This is a genomic window from Pantoea sp. EKM101V, from assembly GCF_011800325.1.
In the GTDB taxonomy this organism is placed as follows: Bacteria; Pseudomonadota; Gammaproteobacteria; order Enterobacterales; family Enterobacteriaceae; genus Pantoea; species Pantoea anthophila.
On the sequence record NZ_JAALFP010000002.1, the window covers coordinates 104163 to 122360 of the forward strand.

Sequence of the window (18198 nt, forward strand, 5' to 3'; positions counted from 1 at the left end):
ATTGAGCAGACACGCAGCAATGGCGTAAGACGTAATGCGAAATCAGGCACTTAGCGGGCTGCGGGTTGCGGCCTGGACAACAGTATGGGATGCACGGGTTTTTTAATTGTCTCAGGCATTTCCACTATCTGGTGCTGTTTTCCCTTATGAAAAACAGGCCACCGACGTTATTTGCGCCCCTCGCGCGGTCGACAGCCGTGAGGTTGACGACATTGCACTAAGTCACGGGGCCATCGGTTGATACTCGTCCAGGGTAACTATGCCCGCAGCTGTAATCACTCATGAAAGAATAACGAGTAAGTCACGATGAAAAGAATGTTAATAAACGCAACTCAGCAGGAAGAGTTGCGCGTTGCCCTGGTTGACGGTCAGCGTCTGTACGACCTGGATATCGAAAGCCCCGGACACGAACAGAAAAAAGCCAACATCTACAAAGGTAAAATCACTCGCATTGAACCCAGCCTTGAAGCTGCGTTTGTCGACTACGGCGCAGAGCGTCACGGTTTCCTCCCGTTAAAAGAAATTTCCCGCGAATACTTCCCTTCCAGCTACAACGCGCACGGCCGTCCCAACATTAAAGATGTGCTGCGTGAAGGTCAGGAAGTCATTGTTCAGATCGATAAAGAAGAGCGCGGCAACAAAGGCGCGGCGCTGACCACATTTATCTCGCTGGCGGGCAGTTATCTGGTGCTGATGCCGAACAACCCGCGTGCAGGCGGTATCTCCCGCCGCATTGAAGGTGACGACCGTACCGAGCTGAAAGAAGCCCTGTCTGCGCTGGAACTGCCGGAAGGCATGGGCCTGATCGTCCGTACCGCCGGCGTCGGCAAATCTGCCGAATCGCTGCAGTGGGATTTAAGTTTCCGTCTTAAGCACTGGGATGCGATCAAAAAAGCCGCAGAGAGCCGTCCGGCGCCCTTCCTGATCCATCAGGAAAGTAACGTGATTGTGCGTGCCTTCCGCGACTATCTGCGTCAGGACATCGGTGAAATCCTTATCGATAACCCGAAAGTTCTGGAGCTGGCGCGTCAGCACATCGCTGCGCTTGGCCGTCCGGACTTCAGCAGCAAAATCAAGCTCTACACCGGTGAAATCCCGCTGTTCAGCCACTATCAGATCGAATCGCAAATCGAATCCGCGTTCCAGCGCGAAGTTCGCCTGCCATCCGGTGGCTCCATCGTCATCGACAGCACGGAAGCACTGACCGCTATCGATATCAACTCAGCCCGTGCGACACGCGGCGGTGACATCGAAGAGACGGCGTTTAACACCAACCTGGAAGCGGCCGATGAGATTGCCCGTCAGCTGCGTCTGCGCGACCTGGGCGGGCTGATCGTTATCGATTACATCGATATGACTCCGGTTCGCCATCAGCGCGCCGTCGAGAATCGGCTGCGTGAAGCGGTCCGCCAGGATCGTGCCCGTATTCAGATCAGCCACATTTCACGTTTTGGCCTGCTGGAGATGTCACGTCAGCGCCTGAGTCCGTCACTGGGCGAGTCCAGCCACCACGTCTGCCCGCGCTGCAGCGGCACCGGCACCATTCGTGATAACGAGTCGCTGGCGCTGTCGATTCTGCGTCTGATTGAAGAAGAAGCGCTGAAAGACAACACCAAAGAAGTGCACGCGATTGTTCCGGTTCAGGTGGCCTCTTACCTGCTGAACGAAAAACGTGAAGCGGTCAACGCGATTGAAAAACGCCAGGGCGGCGTGCGGGCGATCATCGTTCCTGATGACAAGATGCAGACCCCACACTACTCCGTGCTGCGCGTGCGTAAAGGCGAAGAGACGCAGACCCTGAGTTATCACCTGCCGAAGCTGCATGAAGCCGAGATGGCGATGCCGTCGGATGAGGAGCACTCTGAGCGTCGTCGTCCTGAGCAGCCAGCTCTGGCCGCCTTTGTGATGCCTGATGCGCCGCCGGCCCCGGTTGAAGTCGCCCCTGAAGCGAAGCGCACCGAAAGCAAACCCGCAGCAAAAGGCGCGCCGGCTGTGGCACCGTCAGCGACCGTCAGCACCGGTTTCTTCGGACGCCTGCTGGGTGGCCTGAAAAAAATGTTCGCGGGCGAAGAAGCCCCTGCTGCTAAGCCTGAGACCGCTGCCGTTGCTGAACCGCAGAAAGCCGCAGAAAGTGAGCAGGAGCAGAGCTCCTCCCGTGGCGGCGAGCGTCGCAACAATAACAACCGTCGCAACAACAATCGTCGTGAACGCACGCCGCGTAACGGTGACAATGCACAGTCACGCGAAGGCCGTGAACCGCGTGAAAGTCGTGAGCCACGTGAACCGCGTGAGAGCCGTGAGCCACGCGAAAGCCGCGAGCCGCGTGATGGCAACGATAATCGCCGCAACAAGCGTCAGTCTCAGTCTGGCGAGGCTCGCGAAGAGCGTCCGGCACTGAGCGAAGAAGCGCGTCAGCAGCGTGAAGAGCAGCAGCAACAGCGCCGTGAACAGCGTGCAGAACGTCAGCGTCGTCGTCAGGAAGAGAAGCGCGCGGGTGAAGAAGCCGCCAAAGCCGCTGAGCAGTCAGCCGTGGCAGATGCGCCGGAAGCGACTGACGCACAAGAAGAGGAACGCGTTCAGGTTATGCCGCGTCGTAAGCCGCGTCAGCTGAACCAGAAGGTCCGCGTTGATGACAACCGCCAGCCTGTGGCAGCGGATGCCAGCGACAATGCGCAGCCTGCCGAAGGGCGTCAGCCTCAGCCGGCCGACGTTGCTCAGCCGCAGCCTGAGTTGCAGAGTGCTCAGACTGATGAGCAGGATGACAACGAGAACCGCGACGGTGCGAATATGCCGCGTCGCTCACGTCGTTCACCGCGTCATCTGCGCGTCAGCGGACAACGTCGCCGTCGTTACCGTGATGAGCGTTATCCGACGCAGTCTGCAATGCCTCTGGCTGCGGCAGCAGCCTCGCCTGAGATGGCGTCCGGTAAAGTCTGGGTTCGCTACCCGGTAAGCCAGGCCAGCGAAGAGCAGGTTCAGAATGTGACGCATGAGACACCGGCGTACAGCCCTGAAGAGAGCGCAGAAGTCACTGCGCTGCCGGTCGCGGCTGCGGCTGCGGCTGAATCCGCAGTACAGGCAGACGTCTCTGCAGAGCAGGCTGCGCCGCAAGCCGATGCGCCAGTTCAGCAGGCTGACGCCGCAGTACAGCAGGCCGAGCCGCTGGCAGAAACGCCCGTGCCGGTGGTGAACACTGACGACACCCGTGCTATTGAAGCACCGGTTGATCAGCAGCCTTCTATGGTTCCTGCTGCAGACGAAGGAAAAGCAGAAGTGGTCGCGGCTGAAGCCGTTCCTGCTGAACCGGTCACGGAAACCCCGGTTGCGACCTCTGCGGATGCCGCACAGCCAGCTGACGTTGCTGAGCACGCTGCCGTTGATGTCAGCGAAGCGATTGCCGCCGAGGTTGAAGAGGTTCTGAAGGCTCCGGTCGCAGCCGATGCTGACACTGCGCCGGTTCAGGAACCTCACGCACCGGTTGCCGCGCGCGATGTTGCGCCTGCAGCTCCCGTAACCGCAGCCGAGCCGGTAGCAGCCGCGCCTGCTGCTGATGCGGTAGCCAATGACGGCACGCGCTGGAAGCACTTTGCCTCTGCGCCAATGACTAAAGCCCCGGCGCCAGCCTGGCAGTCAGAACCGGCTCCGCACAGTGACTGGGTACGTTCACCGTATCAGTTCGACGGTCGCGGTTCAGCAGGCGGTCACAGCGCCACGCATCAGGCAACAGCCCCGGCAACCAAGCCGTAATCTCTCAGCAGTTGTCATCTGAACCCCGGCCTTAGCCGGGGTTTTTTTATGGCTGCCATTCTGTCCCCCTGCTCCGCCAGTCGCTAAATCACAGGCAAAAAAAATCCCACCCTCCCTGAGGGGAGAGTGGGAAAAACTAAGCGTATCCGGTTAAAGTACGCTCAAATTTTCAGGTCAGATTACGAGTTCATCTTAAACAGTGACATCTTCGACATGTCGGTAAAGGTCTTATAAGAAGCCTGTAGTGCCGTCTGCTGCATGGTGTAGCTGGAAGCGGCCTCGGTGTAATCCACATTCACCAGGTCACTCATCTGGGAGTTATAGATCACGTCGCGGTCATCACCCTGCGCATTCAGCGTATCGATTTCAGACAGCTGGGTACCAATCTCAGCACGCACGGTTAAAACATTATTCAGCGCATTGCCCAGGCCGCGGTTGGTTTTATCCATGGCGTCCTGGAAGGTCTTTTTGGTTGCGGCGTCAGCATCATTCTGCGGCACTTTCAGTGCGGCAATCGCGCTATCCAGCATCTTAAACAGGTTGGTTTCGCTGGCGCTGCCATCCGGCTCTTTGGTTGCGTTGCTGGTGATAGACATAAAGACATTGTCACCGGTGTGCGCCACGGTCATGGTACGGCTGGTATCGACCTTCTGGGTGATGGCTTCTGTGCCGCCCGTGTAGGTGACGCCGGTTCCGGCACCATCAACAAAAGGTGCGCTGTCGGTTTTATAACCTGCAAAGATGTAGCGTCCGTTGGCATCCTGGCTGTTTGCCTGGTTCAGCAACTGAGCACGGATCCCCTCCAGCTGGGTGGCGATCGAGCCACGGTCATCGTCGCTCAGCGTACCGGTTGAACCGTTGATGATCAGCGTCTGTGCGCTCTGAATACTGCTGGTCACGCCTTTCAGCGCATTCTCTTCCAGGGAGAGCCCCTGCTCAGCAAAGGTACGCGCCAGCGCATACTGACTTCCCTTCTGCTGGGTCTGTGACAGCACCACCGCGCGTGACGCCGCAATCGGGTCATCCGAGGGATTCGTTACACGGCGACCGCTGGAGAGCTGCTCACCCACTTTCAGCCAGGAGGCCTGCGAGTCGGTAATGCCGCGCACCTGCTGGTCAAAAATCATATTTGTACTGATTCGCATGTTATCTCCTGCCCTTAGCGAATATTGATCAATGCGTTAAACACGGTGCTGGCCGTCTGCAGCACCTGCGCATTAGCCATGTAATATTGCTGGTATTTAGTCAGATTGGCGTACTCCTCATCGAGGTTGACACCCGAGACCGACTGCTGGCGATCGGTCAGCTGACTGACCACGCTTTTCTGGGTGGTGCTGGTGGTTTCCAGCGAGCTGGTTTTGTTACCCACGGTGCTGACGATGCTCGCATAAGCCTGCGACAGCGTGGCATTTCCGCCCACCAGCTTCACATCCTGCAGGTTCAGCAGCTTTTGCGCATTGCGGTTATCACTTTCGCCGCCCACGGCGCTCGCCGCGGCTACCTGGGATTCACTGGTAATCGCTACGGACATGTCGTTAATCACGTTCTGAACCGGCTTCACCAGGAAACTGTCTTTCGCGGCAGGTGCCGGGGTGGCCGCGACGGTCAGTTTCAGACCATCAAAGCTCAGCGTCGTGTTGCCACTGGCGTCGGTTCCCTGCGCAATGGTGACCGCCGTGCTGTCTGAAGCACGGGTGGCAGTCCATTGGCTGCCGTCATAGCTGACGGTGTAGTTAGAGGCTTTCAGCGCGCTGGTGTCGGTCCATTCGGCGGTAACGGACGCAGCGGTGCTGTTTTTGCTGTTGCTGACCACCAGCGGAGTGCCGATGTTAAAGAAATTGACACCCTGGTCGCCGTTGCTGTCAAAGCCCTGTTTATGCACGTCGTTAAAGCTGGTGGTAAAGGCCGCCGCCAGCTGTCCGAGCTGATTCTGTGCCAGATCGAGATCCTGAGAGCGGAACGCCAGCAGACCGCCCAGCGATCCGGTGGTGATCAGCTTTTCCGGGATCTCGACGTTGCCTGCCTGCTTGTCGACATAGCCGATGGTGGTGCGTGTCGGATCGCTGCTGGAGTTCATCGCCACCAGATCGCTGGATTTGTAGCCGTTCACCAGCGTCAGGCCGTTGGCCATGGATACGGTGTAATTACCATCCTGCTGCGAAACCGTGACGCCAACCACGTTATTCAGCTCGTTAACCAGCTGATCGCGTTTATCCAGCAGATCGTTAGGTTCGGCACCGTTGCCGTTTGTCAGTTTGGCAATCTGCTGGTTGAGGTCGGCAATCTGCGAGCTGTAGGTGTTGATCTGTTTCACGCTGGAGGCGACATCGGCATTGACGCTGTTCTGCATGTTGTTCAGATACTGCGCCGTGGTCTGAAACTGGCTGACCAGCCCCTGAGCGTTACTGAGCATAGACTGACGCGCCGAGGGATCGTTGGCGTTGCTGACCACGTTCTGCAGGTTGGTAAAGAAGCCCTGCAGGGAGGTGGAGAGACTGGTGGTCGAGGTCGACAGCAGATCGTCAATGTTAGAGATCTGGCTATGCTGGAGATCGACAGCACTGTAGCTGGCACTGGCACCGCGCAACTGCGTTGCGATGAAAGCATCATACTCGCGCTGTACACCGGAGATTTTTACGCCGTTGCCGTAATAGCTGTTGCCCTGCAGGGTACTGTTTGCCTGCGCCAGCACCGTTGTCTGACGGGAGTAGCCCGCCACGGTGTAGTTCGTGATGTTATTACTGGTGGTGCTCAGGGCGGCCTGTGCGGCACTCAATCCGCTCATCGCGGAGTTAATTATGCTGGACATCTCGGTTCCTTACGTTCCCCCGTCAACCGGGCTGGCAGAGATCTGAATGAACGCCAGCGGGCGAAAACGCATCTGGCTTATGGTGATGTTATCGGCTTGCTTAAGTGAAACTTGAGGCGCAATGATCAGAACAGGTCGCCAATATCCTGGCTGTACGCTTTAACGACTTTGTCGCCCATGCTTTTGAATTGCTGAATCATTCCCACCAGCTTCTGCGCATATTTAGGATCGGTGGCATAGCCCGCCGCCTGCAGCGCCTGCGCACCCTGCTCTGCACTGGATGCGGTAGTGACCGCCGCATAGCGTGGGTTTTTCGTCAGGAGCCGGACGTAGTCGGTCAGCGCCTCGAAATAGGAGTTATAGACCCGGAAGCTGGCCCGGACTTTTTTCGCTTCGCCCTGCTCATATTCGGTGGTCATGATGTCGGTGGTGTCACCCTTCCAGTCGCCACTCGCTTTGATGCCGAAGACGTTGTAGCTCGGTTTACCGTCGCGGGTCAGGATCTGACGCTGGCCCCAGCCCGACTCCAGCGCCGCCTGCGCCAGAATCAGGTGATGAGGGATACCACTCTGCTGACTGGCCGCCTGCGCGGGCTGCGTCAGCTGCGCGATGAACTCGCGGCTGTCGCTGGGCAGGCCGGTTGGCGAAGCGGCAGGCAGACGCGGCATAGCTTTACGCACCATCTGCTCCAGCTGCTGCGCCGGCATCGGCGTCGCCCCGCTGGTGCTGAGGATGAAGCTGTTATCCAGCTTCATCGGCACCGTTCCGGCTTTCTCATCCGGCGCGACAGCGGGCTGCATCTGTTTGACGATGGTTTCCGCCAGGCCAAGCCCGCGTTTCCCCATCTCCTGCGCAATCTGCTGGTCATACATAGAGGTGAAGAGTTTGGTCTGTTCGTTGCTCATAATGCCGTCCTGCGGCAACGCCTCGCGCATACTCTTCAGCATCATCTGTACAAACATCCCTTCGACCTGACGCGCCACCTGCAACGCATGCCCTTTCGGGTCGTTGCTGGCCTGGTGTTTCAGTTCATTCAGGGAGCGGCTGTCGTAAGCCGCACTCATCACAGATTGCATATCAGCCATCAGATAATTTCCAGTTTGGCACGCAGACAGCCGGCACTCTGCATTGACTGCAGAATCGACATCAGCTCGATAGGTGAAGCGCCCAGCGCATTCAGTGCACGCACCACGTTGTTCAGGTTGGCGCTGGCGTTGACGCGTTGCAGCGCACCGCCGCTCTGACGCAGATCGATCTGGGTCTGCGTTGTCGCCACCGTCTGACCACCGGCCAGCGGGGTATCAGGCTGGCTGACGTTCTGTTGCTGGTTGACCGTCACAGAGAGGTTGCCCTGCGCCACCGCACACTGATTCAGCGTCACTTCGCGGTTCATCACCACCGAGCCGGTACGGGAGTTGATGATCACTTTGGCATCTTCGACCGGAATCGAGACGTTAATGTTCTGGATATCGGCCAGCAGACGCACCTGCGCGCCATTGTTTGGCGAGACGCGGATCTGCACGGTACGCGCATCCAGCGGCTGAGCCGAGCCATATCCCCCACGCGCGTTAATGGCATCAGCAATCCGCTGCGCCATGGAGAAGTCTTCGTTGTTCAGCTGCAGGTTAATGGTGTTCTGCGAACCAAAGTTGCTCTGCAGTTCACGCTCTACCGTGGCGCCGCCGGTAATCCGGCCGCCGTTAAGCTGGTTAACCTGAACACTGCTGCCGCCCGCCGATGCGCCTGCACCGCCGACGAGGATATTTCCCTGCGCCAGCGCATAGACCTGGTTATCGACCCCTTTCAGCGGCGTCATTAACAGCGTGCCGCCGCGCAGGCTTTTGGCGTTACCCAGCGAAGAGACCACCACATCCAGGTTCTGTCCCTGACGGGCAAACGCGGGCAGTTTTGCGGTGACCATAACCGCCGCCACGTTTTTCAGCTGCATGTTAGTGCCTGCGGGTACGGTAATCCCCAGCTGTGACAGCATGTTGCTGACGGTCTGAGTGGTAAACGGCGTCTGGGTCGTCTGGTCACCGGTACCATCAAGACCCACAACCAGGCCATAGCCCAGTAGCTGGTTCTCGCGAACCCCCTGGATGGTGGTTAAGTCACGGATCAAATCGGCTTTTGCCAGCAGGCTGACGCCCAGCAGCAGCGCCAGCCCGGCGCGCAACAGCGTTAACTTTTTCATTGAAACCTCTTACATCGGCGAGATGTTCAGGAAGAAGCGCTGTAACCAACCCATGGTCTGCGCCTCATTGATATAGCCATTTCCGACGTACTCAATACGTGCATCGGCGACAGCGGTAGATAACACGGCGTTGCTGGCGCTGATGGTGCGTGGGTTGACTACACCTGAGAAGCGAATGAACTCCGTGCCCTGATTAATGGCGATCTGTTTTTCACCGACCACGTGCAGGTTGCCGTTCGACAACACCTGATCCACCGTGACGGTGATGGTGCCGGTAAAGGTGTTGTTGGCAGATGCGCCCCCTTTCCCGGCGAAATCGTTTTTGCCTTCCGCGCTGATATTGGCTTTTTCGCCACCGGCACCCACCAGGCCCGCCAGACCGGTCGGCACGGCGTTCAGGCCAAAGCTGTTGCTGCCATCGCGGCTGGCATTGGCGGAAGAGCTTTTGCTGGCACTGACGTTTTCCTGCAGCGTGATGGTCAGGGTATCGCCAATGTTGCGTGGACGGCGGTCTTCAAACAGCGGCTGGTAGCCGTAGTTAAGCGGCGCGACGCCCTGGAAAATGGAGCCGTTTACCACCGGTGGCGCGGACGGCATCGGCTGTGCTGTGGTTGCGCCTTCGACCAGCGGGGTCCGGGGGACCAGGGCACAACCGTTAAGAGTTAGCAGCAGCGAGGCGACTAACCAATGTCCAGGCTTGAGAATCTGTTGCTTCGCCACGGCGTCACGACCTTATTAATGTCTGTCATTCAGGCCAGCATGGGCTGGCCCTGTTCGGGATTAAATCTGCGTTAATTTCGCCAGCATCTGATCAGAGGTACTGATCGCCTTGCTGTTGATTTCGTAAGCGCGCTGCGTCTGAATCATGGTGACCAGCTCTTCCGCCACGTTAACGTTTGAGGTTTCGGTATAGCCCTGATAGAGCAGACCCGCGCCGTTCTGGCCTGGGGTGCTGTCAGTCGGTGCGCCCGATGCCTGAGTTTCCTTGTAGAGGTTTTCACCCACACTATCGAGACCGGCATCGTTCATGAAGGTGCTCAGGGTTAACTGACCCACCTGCGCAGCCTGGGCCTGGCCCTGCTGCGTCACGCTGACCACACCGTCACGCGAAACCGTGATGCTGGTAGCGTTAGCCGGAATGGTAATACCGGGCTGCACCGGGAAACCGGAGTTGGTCACCAGCTGGCCGTTCTGATCCACCTGAAACGCGCCGTCACGGGTATAAGCAGAGGTGCCATCCGGCATCTGAATCTGAAAATAGCCCTGGCCATTAATGGCGATATCTTTTGAATTGCTGGTCTGTGACAGGTTGCCCTGGGTGTGCAGACGCTCGGTGGTGACCGGACGGACACCGGTGCCGATCTGCAGACCGGAGGGCAGCGTCGTCTGTTCGGACGACTGCGTGCCCGGCTGGCGCATGGTCTGGTACATCAGATCTTCGAACACGGCACGCGAACGCTTAAAGCCATTGGTGCTGACGTTAGCCAGGTTGTTGGCAATCACGTCCATGTTCATCTGCTGCGCATCAAGACCGGTCTTAGCGATCCATAAAGAACGAATCATGTTGTTATCCTCGCGCCTTAGCTCATGTTCAGGAGCTGATTGGCTTTTTGTTCATTTTCGTCGACGTTAGTGATGACTTTCATCTGCATCTCAAAACGTCGGGCGTTGGCGATCATATCGACCATGGTTTCCACCGGTTTGACGTTGCTGCCTTCCAGCACGCCAGGCATCACCTGCATGGTGGCGTCAGCCTGCAGCGCCGCACCGCGGGTTGCCTGTGTCGCAGCCGTGGGACGGAACATCCCGTCATCACTGCGCTGCAGCTCCTGGCCGGTGGCCCTGACCAGCTTCAGCTTACCCAGCTGAACCGTGGCGTTAGGCGAGTCACCGGCATTCAGGCCGGTAATGGAGCCGTCAGCCGCAATGGTGATTTCGGTGCCCTGCGGGATCACAATCGGACCGCCGTCGCCCATCACAGGATTGCCCTGAACCGTCAGTGTGCCGTTCGGGCTGATCTGCATATTGCCGTTGCGGGTATAAGCTTCGCTGCCGTCAGCGGTACGCACCGCCAGCCAGCCATCCTGCTGCACCGCCACATCAAGTGGACGCTCGGTGTAATCCATCGCGCCCTGGCTCATGTCGGCGCCGGGTGTAGAGGCGGCGACCAGCGTACGGGTTGGCAGTGACCAGCCATTCACCGGCACCGCGCGCAGCGCATTGAGCTGCGCACGAAAGCCAGGTGTTGAGGCGTTGGCGAGGTTGCTGGCGGTGACCGCCTGCTGATCCAGCGTCTGGCTGGCCGCGCCCATCGCGGTATATATCGCGTGATCCATATGGCAATCCTGTTAGCGAATTAACGTAAGTTAACCAGCGTGTTGAGAATCTGGTCCTGAGTTTTGATGGTCTGCGCATTCGCCTGATAGTTACGCTGCGCCACGATCATGTTCACCAGCTCTTTACTCATATCGACGTTTGAGGACTCCAGGGCGCCCGCCGTCAGAGAACCAAAGGTTCCGGTATTAGCCAGACCGACAGCTGCCTGACCGGATGCGCTGGATGCCGCCCAGACGTTGTCGCCCTGTGACTGCAGACCTTCCGGGTTAGAGAAGCTCGCCAGCACAATCTGACCCAGCAGCTGGGTTTTCTTGTTGGAGTAGGTGCCAGTGATGGTGCCGTCATCATTGATGGCGTAGCTGGTCAGATCGCCAGGTGCATAACCATCCTGCGTCGGGCTGCCAAAGGTGGTGGCGCCGGTGTTCTGCTGCAGACTGCCCAGCATGCTCAGGGTGATCGGCTGGTTCGCGACCGCGCCATTGGCGCCGCCCACGTTCAGCGTCAGGCCAACGGTACCGTCGTTGGTGGTGCTCACTACCGCACCGTTTGCATCCAGCTTAGAGACGCCTGTCAGCTTACCGCTGGTATCAAACGTCATGCGGAAGTCGCCCGCCGAGCTGCCGGTGTTACCGTCGATGGTATGAACGGTCCAGCTGTTGCTGGTGGTGTCTTTCACGAAGTACATGTCGAGCGCATGGTCATTACCCTGCGAGTCGAACACGGTTGCCGTGGTTTTCTTGTTGTAGCTGTCTGCGTTCGCCGTCGAGAAGGTGGTCACAGATGGCGTGGTGTCCGTTGAGTTCAGGTTGGCAATCAGTCCGGCCGTGGTGGTGGCGCGGGCTGGCATCTGCTCGGTCGGAATACGGATCGCCACCGGGTTTGCACCCGACTGGATGGTGGCCGGTGAACCGCTGGCCGGATAGCCGGTCACGTTCAGGCCCTGGGTGTTAACCAGGTTACGGTTGGCATCAAGGGTGAACTGACCATTACGTGAGTAGAACACGCCGCCGCTGTTGTCGGTCATGCGGAAGAAACCGTTACCGCTCAGCGCCACATCCAGGCCACGGCTGGTGGTGGTAGTCGCACCGTCGTTGAAGTTCTGGATCACGGCCGCCACTTTCGTGCCGAGGCCGACGTTAGAACCGGCAAACATATCGGCAAACGCGATGGTGCTGGATTTAAAGCCCGCGGTGGCGGAGTTGGCGATGTTGTTACCGATGACATCAAGGTTACTAGAGGCAGCGCCAAGGCCGCTGACCGCTTGGGAAAATGACATGTGTGTGTCTCCTGTCTACAGGTTAATCAGAGAATCTGACGTACGTCGTCAAGGGTGGCGGAGCCCATGGTGCCGAGATCCAGTTTGGTGGTGTCGTTCGCGGTACTCACCCCATTGACGTAGGCGTAGTTCAGCGGTTGTGCCACCAGTTGTGTGTTGCCATTGCTTGCAGCAATCGCAACGCTGTATTTACCATCCGGGGCCACTGAACCATCCGTCAGCTTGCCGTCCCACGAGAAGGTGTGCACGCCAGCGCTCAGCGCGCCCAGATCGACGGTGTCGATCACCGCGCCACTGGCATCTTTAATGGTGGCAGTGGCGCCGGTCGAGGCGGAGCCGAGCTCAACACCAAAAGGCGTTGTGGTGCCGTTGCCGACCAGAATCTGGCTGCCGTTGACCATCACGCCATGCCCGATCAGCGTGGAGCTCTGCAGCGACTGGCTGGTGCTGATCTGGCCGGAGATCGATCCCAGCGTGGTGTTCAGTTTTTCAATCCCGCTCAGGGTATTGATCTGTGCCAGCTGCGTGGTGAGCTGGCTGTTATCCATCGGATTGGTGGGATCCTGGTTCTGTAACTGGGTGACCAGCATGGTCAGGAACTGATTCTGCAGATCCTGCGCATTGTTGCCGGTGCCGGTGCTGGAGGAGCTGAGAACCGACGGATCCAGTTTTTCATTAACGCCTACCGCGATAGCCATGGTTTTTCTCCGTTATTGCCCAATCGTCAGGGTTTTCATCATCATCGACTTCACGGTGTTCAGCACTTCCACGTTGGCCTGGTAGCTGCGTGACGCCGACATGGTGTTGACGCTTTCGGAGACCACATCCACGTTCGGCATCTTCACGTAGCCTTTGGCATCGGCCATCGGGTTGCCCGGGTCGTAAACCAGTTTCGCTGGCGTCGGATCCTCGACAACCCGGGCGACTTTCACCCCGCCGGTCGCTGAGCCCGGCGCAGCATCGGTCTGGAAGACCACCTGCTTTGCCACGTAAGGCTTGCCATCGGGACCGGTGACGCTGTCGGCGTTCGCCAGGTTACTGGCACTGACGTTTAATCGCTGTGATTGCGCGGTCATCGCTGAACCGGCAATGTCAAAAATATTCAGCAAGGCCATAATTATTGCCCTTGTAACACGCTCATCATGCCTTTGATCTGGCTGCTGATGAGGGTGAGGTCGGTTTGATATTTCAGGCTGTTATCCGCGAACTGCGTACGCTCACGGTCCATATCTACGGTGTTGCCGTCGGCAGAAGGCTGATCGGGAATGCGATAAAGCATGTCCATCGAGGGTACGCCGTTTGTCTGTGCTTCAATGTGGCGAGCTGAAGTGACCTTCAACGCCATGCTGCTGCCTTCCGCACGGCCATTGGACATCACCCGACTCAGCTCGCTGGCAAAGTCGATATCCCGGGCCTGATAACCAGGGGTATCGGCGTTGGCAATATTTGACGCCAGGATCTCCTGACGTTGAGCACGCAGGTTGAGGGCCTCCGTACCAAATTTCAGCGCCGCATCCAGTTTGTCGAGCATGTTTCCTCCGCGAATGAGAATTTCGAGCTCGCAGCTTAATTTGAAAAAGCAAGGGGTCATCGTCTGAATAAGGCCTCAAATGACCGCTATTTTGACAATTGAGGATTTTTCTTAACGGTTACACTCGTTGCCATCATCAGTGAGGAATTGCACCATGCGTCGATATCTGACCCTGCTGACCAGCCTGCTGGTCGCGATCGCCCTGCCGGCTTCTGCGGGAGATCTCAATGCACAACTGAACCAGTTTTTTAAAGCGCGTGACGCCCAGCATGCTCAGGGCATGACGGTGGTGATTCGCACGCCGCAGGCGCAGTGGCCCACCTGTGAGGCGCCCCAGTTCACCCTGCCCGGCAACAGCCGGTTGTGGGGCAACATGAGCGTGGCGGCCAACTGCGGTGAAAACCGCCGTTATCTCCAGGTCCAGGTCCAGGTGACCGGGACCTATCTGGTGGCGAACCGGCTGCTGAGCCGGGGCAGCAGCGTCAGCGAAAGCGACTTCACGCTGCAGACGGGGCGTCTGGATACCCTGCCCGCACGCGCCCTGCTGAACAGCGACTCGGTGGCCGATGCGGTCGTCCTGCGTGATATCCCACCGGGACAGCCGATCAACCCCGCCATGCTGCGTCAGCCGTGGCGGGTTAAGGCGGGTCAGAGTGTGATGGTGATAGCCAGCGGCGACGGCTTTGACGCCAGTGGTGAGGGCAAGGCGCTGAACAACGCCACCCGTTCACAGTGGGTTCGCGTCAGGATGGGGAATGGTCAGATTGTCAGCGGTAAGGTGCGCGAGGATGGGAATATTCTTATAACGCTGTAAAGTGTTAAAGAAGCCCATCATGCTGCCGATAGAAGAATCAACAAAGCGATAACGCTATTATGATTCAGGTGGCAGACTTCCCCTGACCGTACAGGAGCCCGAATATGAGCATTGACAGAACGCAACCTCTGAAACCCGCCAGCACCGTACAGAGCCGCGATACCAGCGAGCCAGGCAGCAGCAAAGTGCGTCAGAGTGCCAGCCCGGCGGCAGCGCCGGCGGCGGCCGCTCAGGTCAATCTGAGCAGCGCGCAGTCTCAGCTGATGCAGCCGAGCAGCAAAGACATCAACGTCGAGCGCGTTGAACAACTGAAAACCGCCATTCGTAATGGCGAACTGAAGATGGATACCGGCAAAATCGCCGATGCGCTGATTGCCGATACTAAGGCGTATTTAGAGGGTAATTAGTTACCATGAGTAATTTGCAGACCACATTAGATAAGATGCAGGACGTGCTGGCATCGCTTTCTGCGGTGCTGGAAGAAGAGCAGCAGCAGCTGGCAAGCGGCAACATTAACAGCAACCTGCTGCAGCGCATCACTGAAGATAAAAGCGCGCTGCTCAGCACGCTGAACTATCTGGATGAGATGCGACGCACCGCTGAAAAGAGTCAGTCCGTGTCGGCACCTTATCGTGGTCAGAACGACATGGCACGCCGCTGGGACGTCATCCAGCAGCATAGCCGTCGTCTGCAGGATGCCAATGTGCATAACGGCATGCTGCTGCAGCATCAGATTCGCTACACCCAGGATGCCCTGGAGGTGCTGAAGCCGCATCAGACCCAGGCGTTCTATGGACCGGATGGGATGGGTAAAGGCCAGGCCACGCTAAGCCGTAAAGCCTGAGCAGAAAAGTAGCAAAAAAAATCCCGCCTGATGCGGGATTTTTTTATGGCAGAAGAGGAACCGCGTCAGGCAGCGGTGCGGCGCGCATAGTCGCGCAGCCGGAATCCCAGCAGCGCCAGCGCCAGGAAGTAACTTCCCCCCCCCACTGCACAGACCAGCGCCAGACGCAGCAGTCGCCACAGCATCGAGCCCTGCTCCCAGGCGGGCATCCATTGCAGCATGGCAAACAGCGCCCCGGCCATCACCGCCACGGCGATCAGCAGACGCACCAGAAAGCTGCTCCAGCCCGGCTGAGGCATAAAGATCTGCTTCTTGCGCAGCTGCCAGTAGAGCAGCGAGGCATTCAGACAGGCCGCCAGCCCAATCGACAGAGAGAGACCGGCATGTTTCAGCGGGCCGATGAAGGCCAGGTTCATCACCTGCGTCATGATCAGCGTGATAATCGCGATTTTAACCGGGGTTTTGATGTCCTGCCGTGAATAGAAGCCGGGTGCCAGCACCTTGACCACAATCAGGCCCATCAGGCCTACAGAGTAGGCGATCAGCGCACGCTGCGTCATCAGCGCATCGAAGGCCGTGAATTTGCCGTACTGGAACAGCGCCACGGTGAGCGGGCCGGAGAGCATCCCCAGCGCCACAGCGCAGGGCAGCGCCAGCAGGAAGCAGAGGCGCAGTCCCCAGTCCATCAGCCGGGAATACTCATCGTGATTGCCGCTGGAAAAACTTTTGGCCAGCGACGGCAGCAGAATGGTACCCAGCGCCACGCCCAGTACGCCGGAGGGGAACTCCATCAGGCGATCGGCGTAGTACATCCAGGAGACGGAACCCGACACCAGGAACGAGGCGAAGATGGTATTGATGATCAGCGAGATCTGACTGACCGAAACGCCAAGAATTGCCGGACCCATCTGACGCATCACGCGCCAGACGCCTGCGTCACGCAGATTGATGCGTGGCAGCACCAGCATTCCCAGCTTCTTCAGGTGTGGCAGCTGATAGCCGAGCTGCAGCACCCCGCCCACAACGACCGCCCAGGCGAGCGCCATCACCGGCGGATGGAAATGCGGCGCGGCGAACAGGGCGAAGCTGATCATGCTGACGTTCAGCAGGGTCGGCGCAAAAGCTGGCACCGAGAAGCGGTTCCAGGTGTTCAGCACCGCACCCGCCAGCGACGCCAGCGAGATCAGCATAATGTAGGGAAAGGTCACCCGCAGCAGGGAACTGGTCAGGGCAAATTTATCCGCATGGTCGCTGAAGCCCGGTGCGGTAATCATGATCACCCAGGGCGCAGCGAGCATCCCCGCGAAGGTCACCAGCGCCAGCGCCAGTGTCAGCAGGCCTGAGACATAGGAGAGGAACAGACGTGTCGCCTCCTCACCCTGCTTGCTTTTATATTCCGCGAGAATGGGTACAAATGCCTGGGAAAACGCGCCTTCGGCAAAAATACGCCTCAGCAGATTCGGCAGTTTAAACGCAACAAAAAACGCATCGGTCGCCATTCCGGCGCCAAACACCCGCGCCACGATGGCATCACGGGCAAAGCCCAGAACGCGGGAAAACAGGGTCATGGAACTGACCGCTGCCAGCGATTTCAAAAGATTCATAATTGACGGCGCATCCTGAAAAAATCAGTAAAAAGGAGAAGTCGCGCGGGCACCTGAAAGATGCCCGGCGACAGTCTACTGCCACGGAGGGAAATGACCAGCACGGAGTGTTACAAGGCGTTATTCCAGAATGGCACTACGCCAGAGGTTTTCCACCACACGCTGCGCCATCAGCGCCTGTTCACCGCTGGTTTCAGGCGTCGTATGATTCTGCACGCAGTCGATAAAATGGCGTGCGGCCCCGCTGAACCCGCGCTGGGTCAGATGGCTCTGCCAGGCGGCAGGCGGAGCGATCAGCACGCCGTCGTGCCGCTCTTCCTGCCAGTCGCGCATCTCACTGATGTCGATACATTTACCGTCGCCTGTCGCACTGACCCGCTCACGCTGACTGCCTGCGCGCCGATGCATGCTGGTGGTGATCGACAGGCCCTCCAGGGCGAAGTGGTGCTCAGCGTAGAGCATCTGTCCCTGTTCGTTGGTGTCGATGCGCCCCTGAACATGCTGAACAGGCTTGCCGCCGAGCCAGAGTGCGGTGTCGACGACGTGCAGGTAGTCATCAAGCAGGGTAAAGCGGAGATCCTGAGGCCCGACGCTGTCACTGCGGTGCTTTTCAATCCGCAGGGAAGCGACGTGTCCCATCTCCGCCCGCAGCTGCTGATAGCGCGGGGCGAAGCGGCGATTAAAGGCGACCATCAGCTTACGCTGCTGTTTCTCCGCCAGCGCCACCAGCGCCTCAGCCTGATCCAGGGTTTCCGCCAGCGGCTTATCGACGCAGACATCTTTTCCGGCCAGCAGCAGCGCCTTCACCACCTCATAGTGCGTGGCGGTGCTGCTGTGGACAAAAACGGCATCGCAGGCCGCGGCCAGCGCATTCAGGGAACTGAAACAGTTCATACGGTAACTGTCGCAGAGTGGCCGGGCTTTGGCCTGATTCGGCGAAAATGCCCCCACCAGCGTCCAGTCCGTCGCCGCCGACAACACCGGCAGCCAGGCTTTCTGTGCGATACCGCCGAGTCCCACCACACCAATACGTAAAGTCATC

The 18198-nt window shown here is 58.5% G+C and carries 17 protein-coding genes; 4 read left to right on the forward strand and 13 right to left on the reverse strand.

Going from position 1 to position 18198, the window contains the following annotated elements:
- Positions 1-306: 306 nt before the first annotated feature.
- Positions 307-3747 carry a ribonuclease E gene (gene rne, locus HFD92_RS04350; RefSeq protein ID WP_167428393.1) on the forward strand — a complete coding sequence of 1147 codons (3441 nt, stop codon included), beginning with the start codon at positions 307-309 and terminating at the stop codon, positions 3745-3747.
- A 179-nt stretch (positions 3748-3926) separates the two neighbouring features.
- On the opposite strand, the gene flgL is transcribed toward rne, so the two are convergent.
- The 11 genes from flgL to flgB all read right to left on the reverse strand — a co-directional run bounded on the left by flgL (position 3927) and on the right by flgB (position 13894).
- On the reverse strand, positions 3927-4892 hold the full coding sequence (flgL, locus tag HFD92_RS04355; protein ID WP_009090872.1) for a flagellar hook-associated protein FlgL: 966 nt from the start codon (positions 4890-4892) through the stop codon (positions 3927-3929).
- A gap of 14 nt (positions 4893-4906) precedes the next feature.
- Positions 4907-6556 carry a flagellar hook-associated protein FlgK gene (gene flgK / locus HFD92_RS04360; protein WP_167428394.1) on the reverse strand — a complete coding sequence of 550 codons (1650 nt, stop codon included), beginning with the start codon at positions 6554-6556 and terminating at the stop codon, positions 4907-4909.
- 125 nt (positions 6557-6681) lie between these two features.
- Positions 6682-7641, reverse strand: coding sequence for a flagellar assembly peptidoglycan hydrolase FlgJ (flgJ, locus tag HFD92_RS04365; RefSeq protein WP_009090874.1), 960 nt, complete (start codon positions 7639-7641; stop codon positions 6682-6684).
- Positions 7641-8750 carry a flagellar basal body P-ring protein FlgI gene (locus HFD92_RS04370; protein WP_009090875.1) on the reverse strand — a complete coding sequence of 370 codons (1110 nt, stop codon included), beginning with the start codon at positions 8748-8750 and terminating at the stop codon, positions 7641-7643. The genes flgJ and HFD92_RS04370 overlap by 1 nt, the downstream gene beginning before the upstream one ends.
- Positions 8751-8759: 9 nt before the next feature.
- On the reverse strand, positions 8760-9470 hold the full coding sequence (locus HFD92_RS04375; protein ID WP_033736336.1) for a flagellar basal body L-ring protein FlgH: 711 nt from the start codon (positions 9468-9470) through the stop codon (positions 8760-8762).
- 60 nt (positions 9471-9530) lie between these two features.
- Positions 9531-10313, reverse strand: a complete 783-nt coding sequence (gene flgG / locus HFD92_RS04380) for a flagellar basal-body rod protein FlgG (protein ID WP_009090877.1) — start codon at positions 10311-10313, stop codon at positions 9531-9533.
- Between the two features lie 17 nt (positions 10314-10330).
- On the reverse strand, positions 10331-11086 hold the full coding sequence (locus tag HFD92_RS04385; protein WP_009090878.1) for a flagellar basal body rod protein FlgF: 756 nt from the start codon (positions 11084-11086) through the stop codon (positions 10331-10333).
- Between the two features lie 20 nt (positions 11087-11106).
- Positions 11107-12363 carry a flagellar hook protein FlgE gene (gene flgE, locus HFD92_RS04390; protein WP_167428395.1) on the reverse strand — a complete coding sequence of 419 codons (1257 nt, stop codon included), beginning with the start codon at positions 12361-12363 and terminating at the stop codon, positions 11107-11109.
- Positions 12364-12389: 26 nt separating this feature from the next.
- Positions 12390-13061, reverse strand: coding sequence for a flagellar hook assembly protein FlgD (gene flgD / locus HFD92_RS04395; protein ID WP_009090880.1), 672 nt, complete (start codon positions 13059-13061; stop codon positions 12390-12392).
- 12 nt (positions 13062-13073) lie between these two features.
- Positions 13074-13478: a flagellar basal body rod protein FlgC gene (flgC, locus tag HFD92_RS04400; RefSeq protein ID WP_009090881.1), complete on the reverse strand. Its 405-nt coding sequence runs from the start codon at positions 13476-13478 to the stop codon at positions 13074-13076.
- Between the two features lie 2 nt (positions 13479-13480).
- Positions 13481-13894: a flagellar basal body rod protein FlgB gene (gene flgB, locus HFD92_RS04405; protein ID WP_009090882.1), complete on the reverse strand. Its 414-nt coding sequence runs from the start codon at positions 13892-13894 to the stop codon at positions 13481-13483.
- 154 nt (positions 13895-14048) lie between these two features.
- On the opposite strand from flgB, the gene flgA reads away from it, so the two are divergent.
- The 3 genes from flgA to flgN all read left to right on the forward strand — a co-directional run bounded on the left by flgA (position 14049) and on the right by flgN (position 15552).
- Positions 14049-14708, forward strand: a complete 660-nt coding sequence (gene flgA, locus HFD92_RS04410) for a flagellar basal body P-ring formation chaperone FlgA (protein ID WP_009090884.1) — start codon at positions 14049-14051, stop codon at positions 14706-14708.
- A gap of 104 nt (positions 14709-14812) precedes the next feature.
- Positions 14813-15115: a flagellar biosynthesis anti-sigma factor FlgM gene (gene flgM, locus HFD92_RS04415; RefSeq protein ID WP_009090886.1), complete on the forward strand. Its 303-nt coding sequence runs from the start codon at positions 14813-14815 to the stop codon at positions 15113-15115.
- A 5-nt stretch (positions 15116-15120) separates the two neighbouring features.
- Positions 15121-15552: a flagellar export chaperone FlgN gene (gene flgN, locus HFD92_RS04420; protein ID WP_009090889.1), complete on the forward strand. Its 432-nt coding sequence runs from the start codon at positions 15121-15123 to the stop codon at positions 15550-15552.
- Between the two features lie 65 nt (positions 15553-15617).
- On the opposite strand, the gene murJ is transcribed toward flgN, so the two are convergent.
- Positions 15618-17156, reverse strand: coding sequence for a murein biosynthesis integral membrane protein MurJ (murJ, locus tag HFD92_RS04425; RefSeq protein WP_009090890.1), 1539 nt, complete (start codon positions 17154-17156; stop codon positions 15618-15620).
- A 120-nt stretch (positions 17157-17276) separates the two neighbouring features.
- A complete protein-coding gene (locus HFD92_RS04430) occupies positions 17277-18197 on the reverse strand; it encodes a Gfo/Idh/MocA family protein (RefSeq protein WP_167428396.1) in 921 nt (306 codons plus the stop codon).
- Between the last annotated feature and the right edge of the window lies 1 nt (position 18198).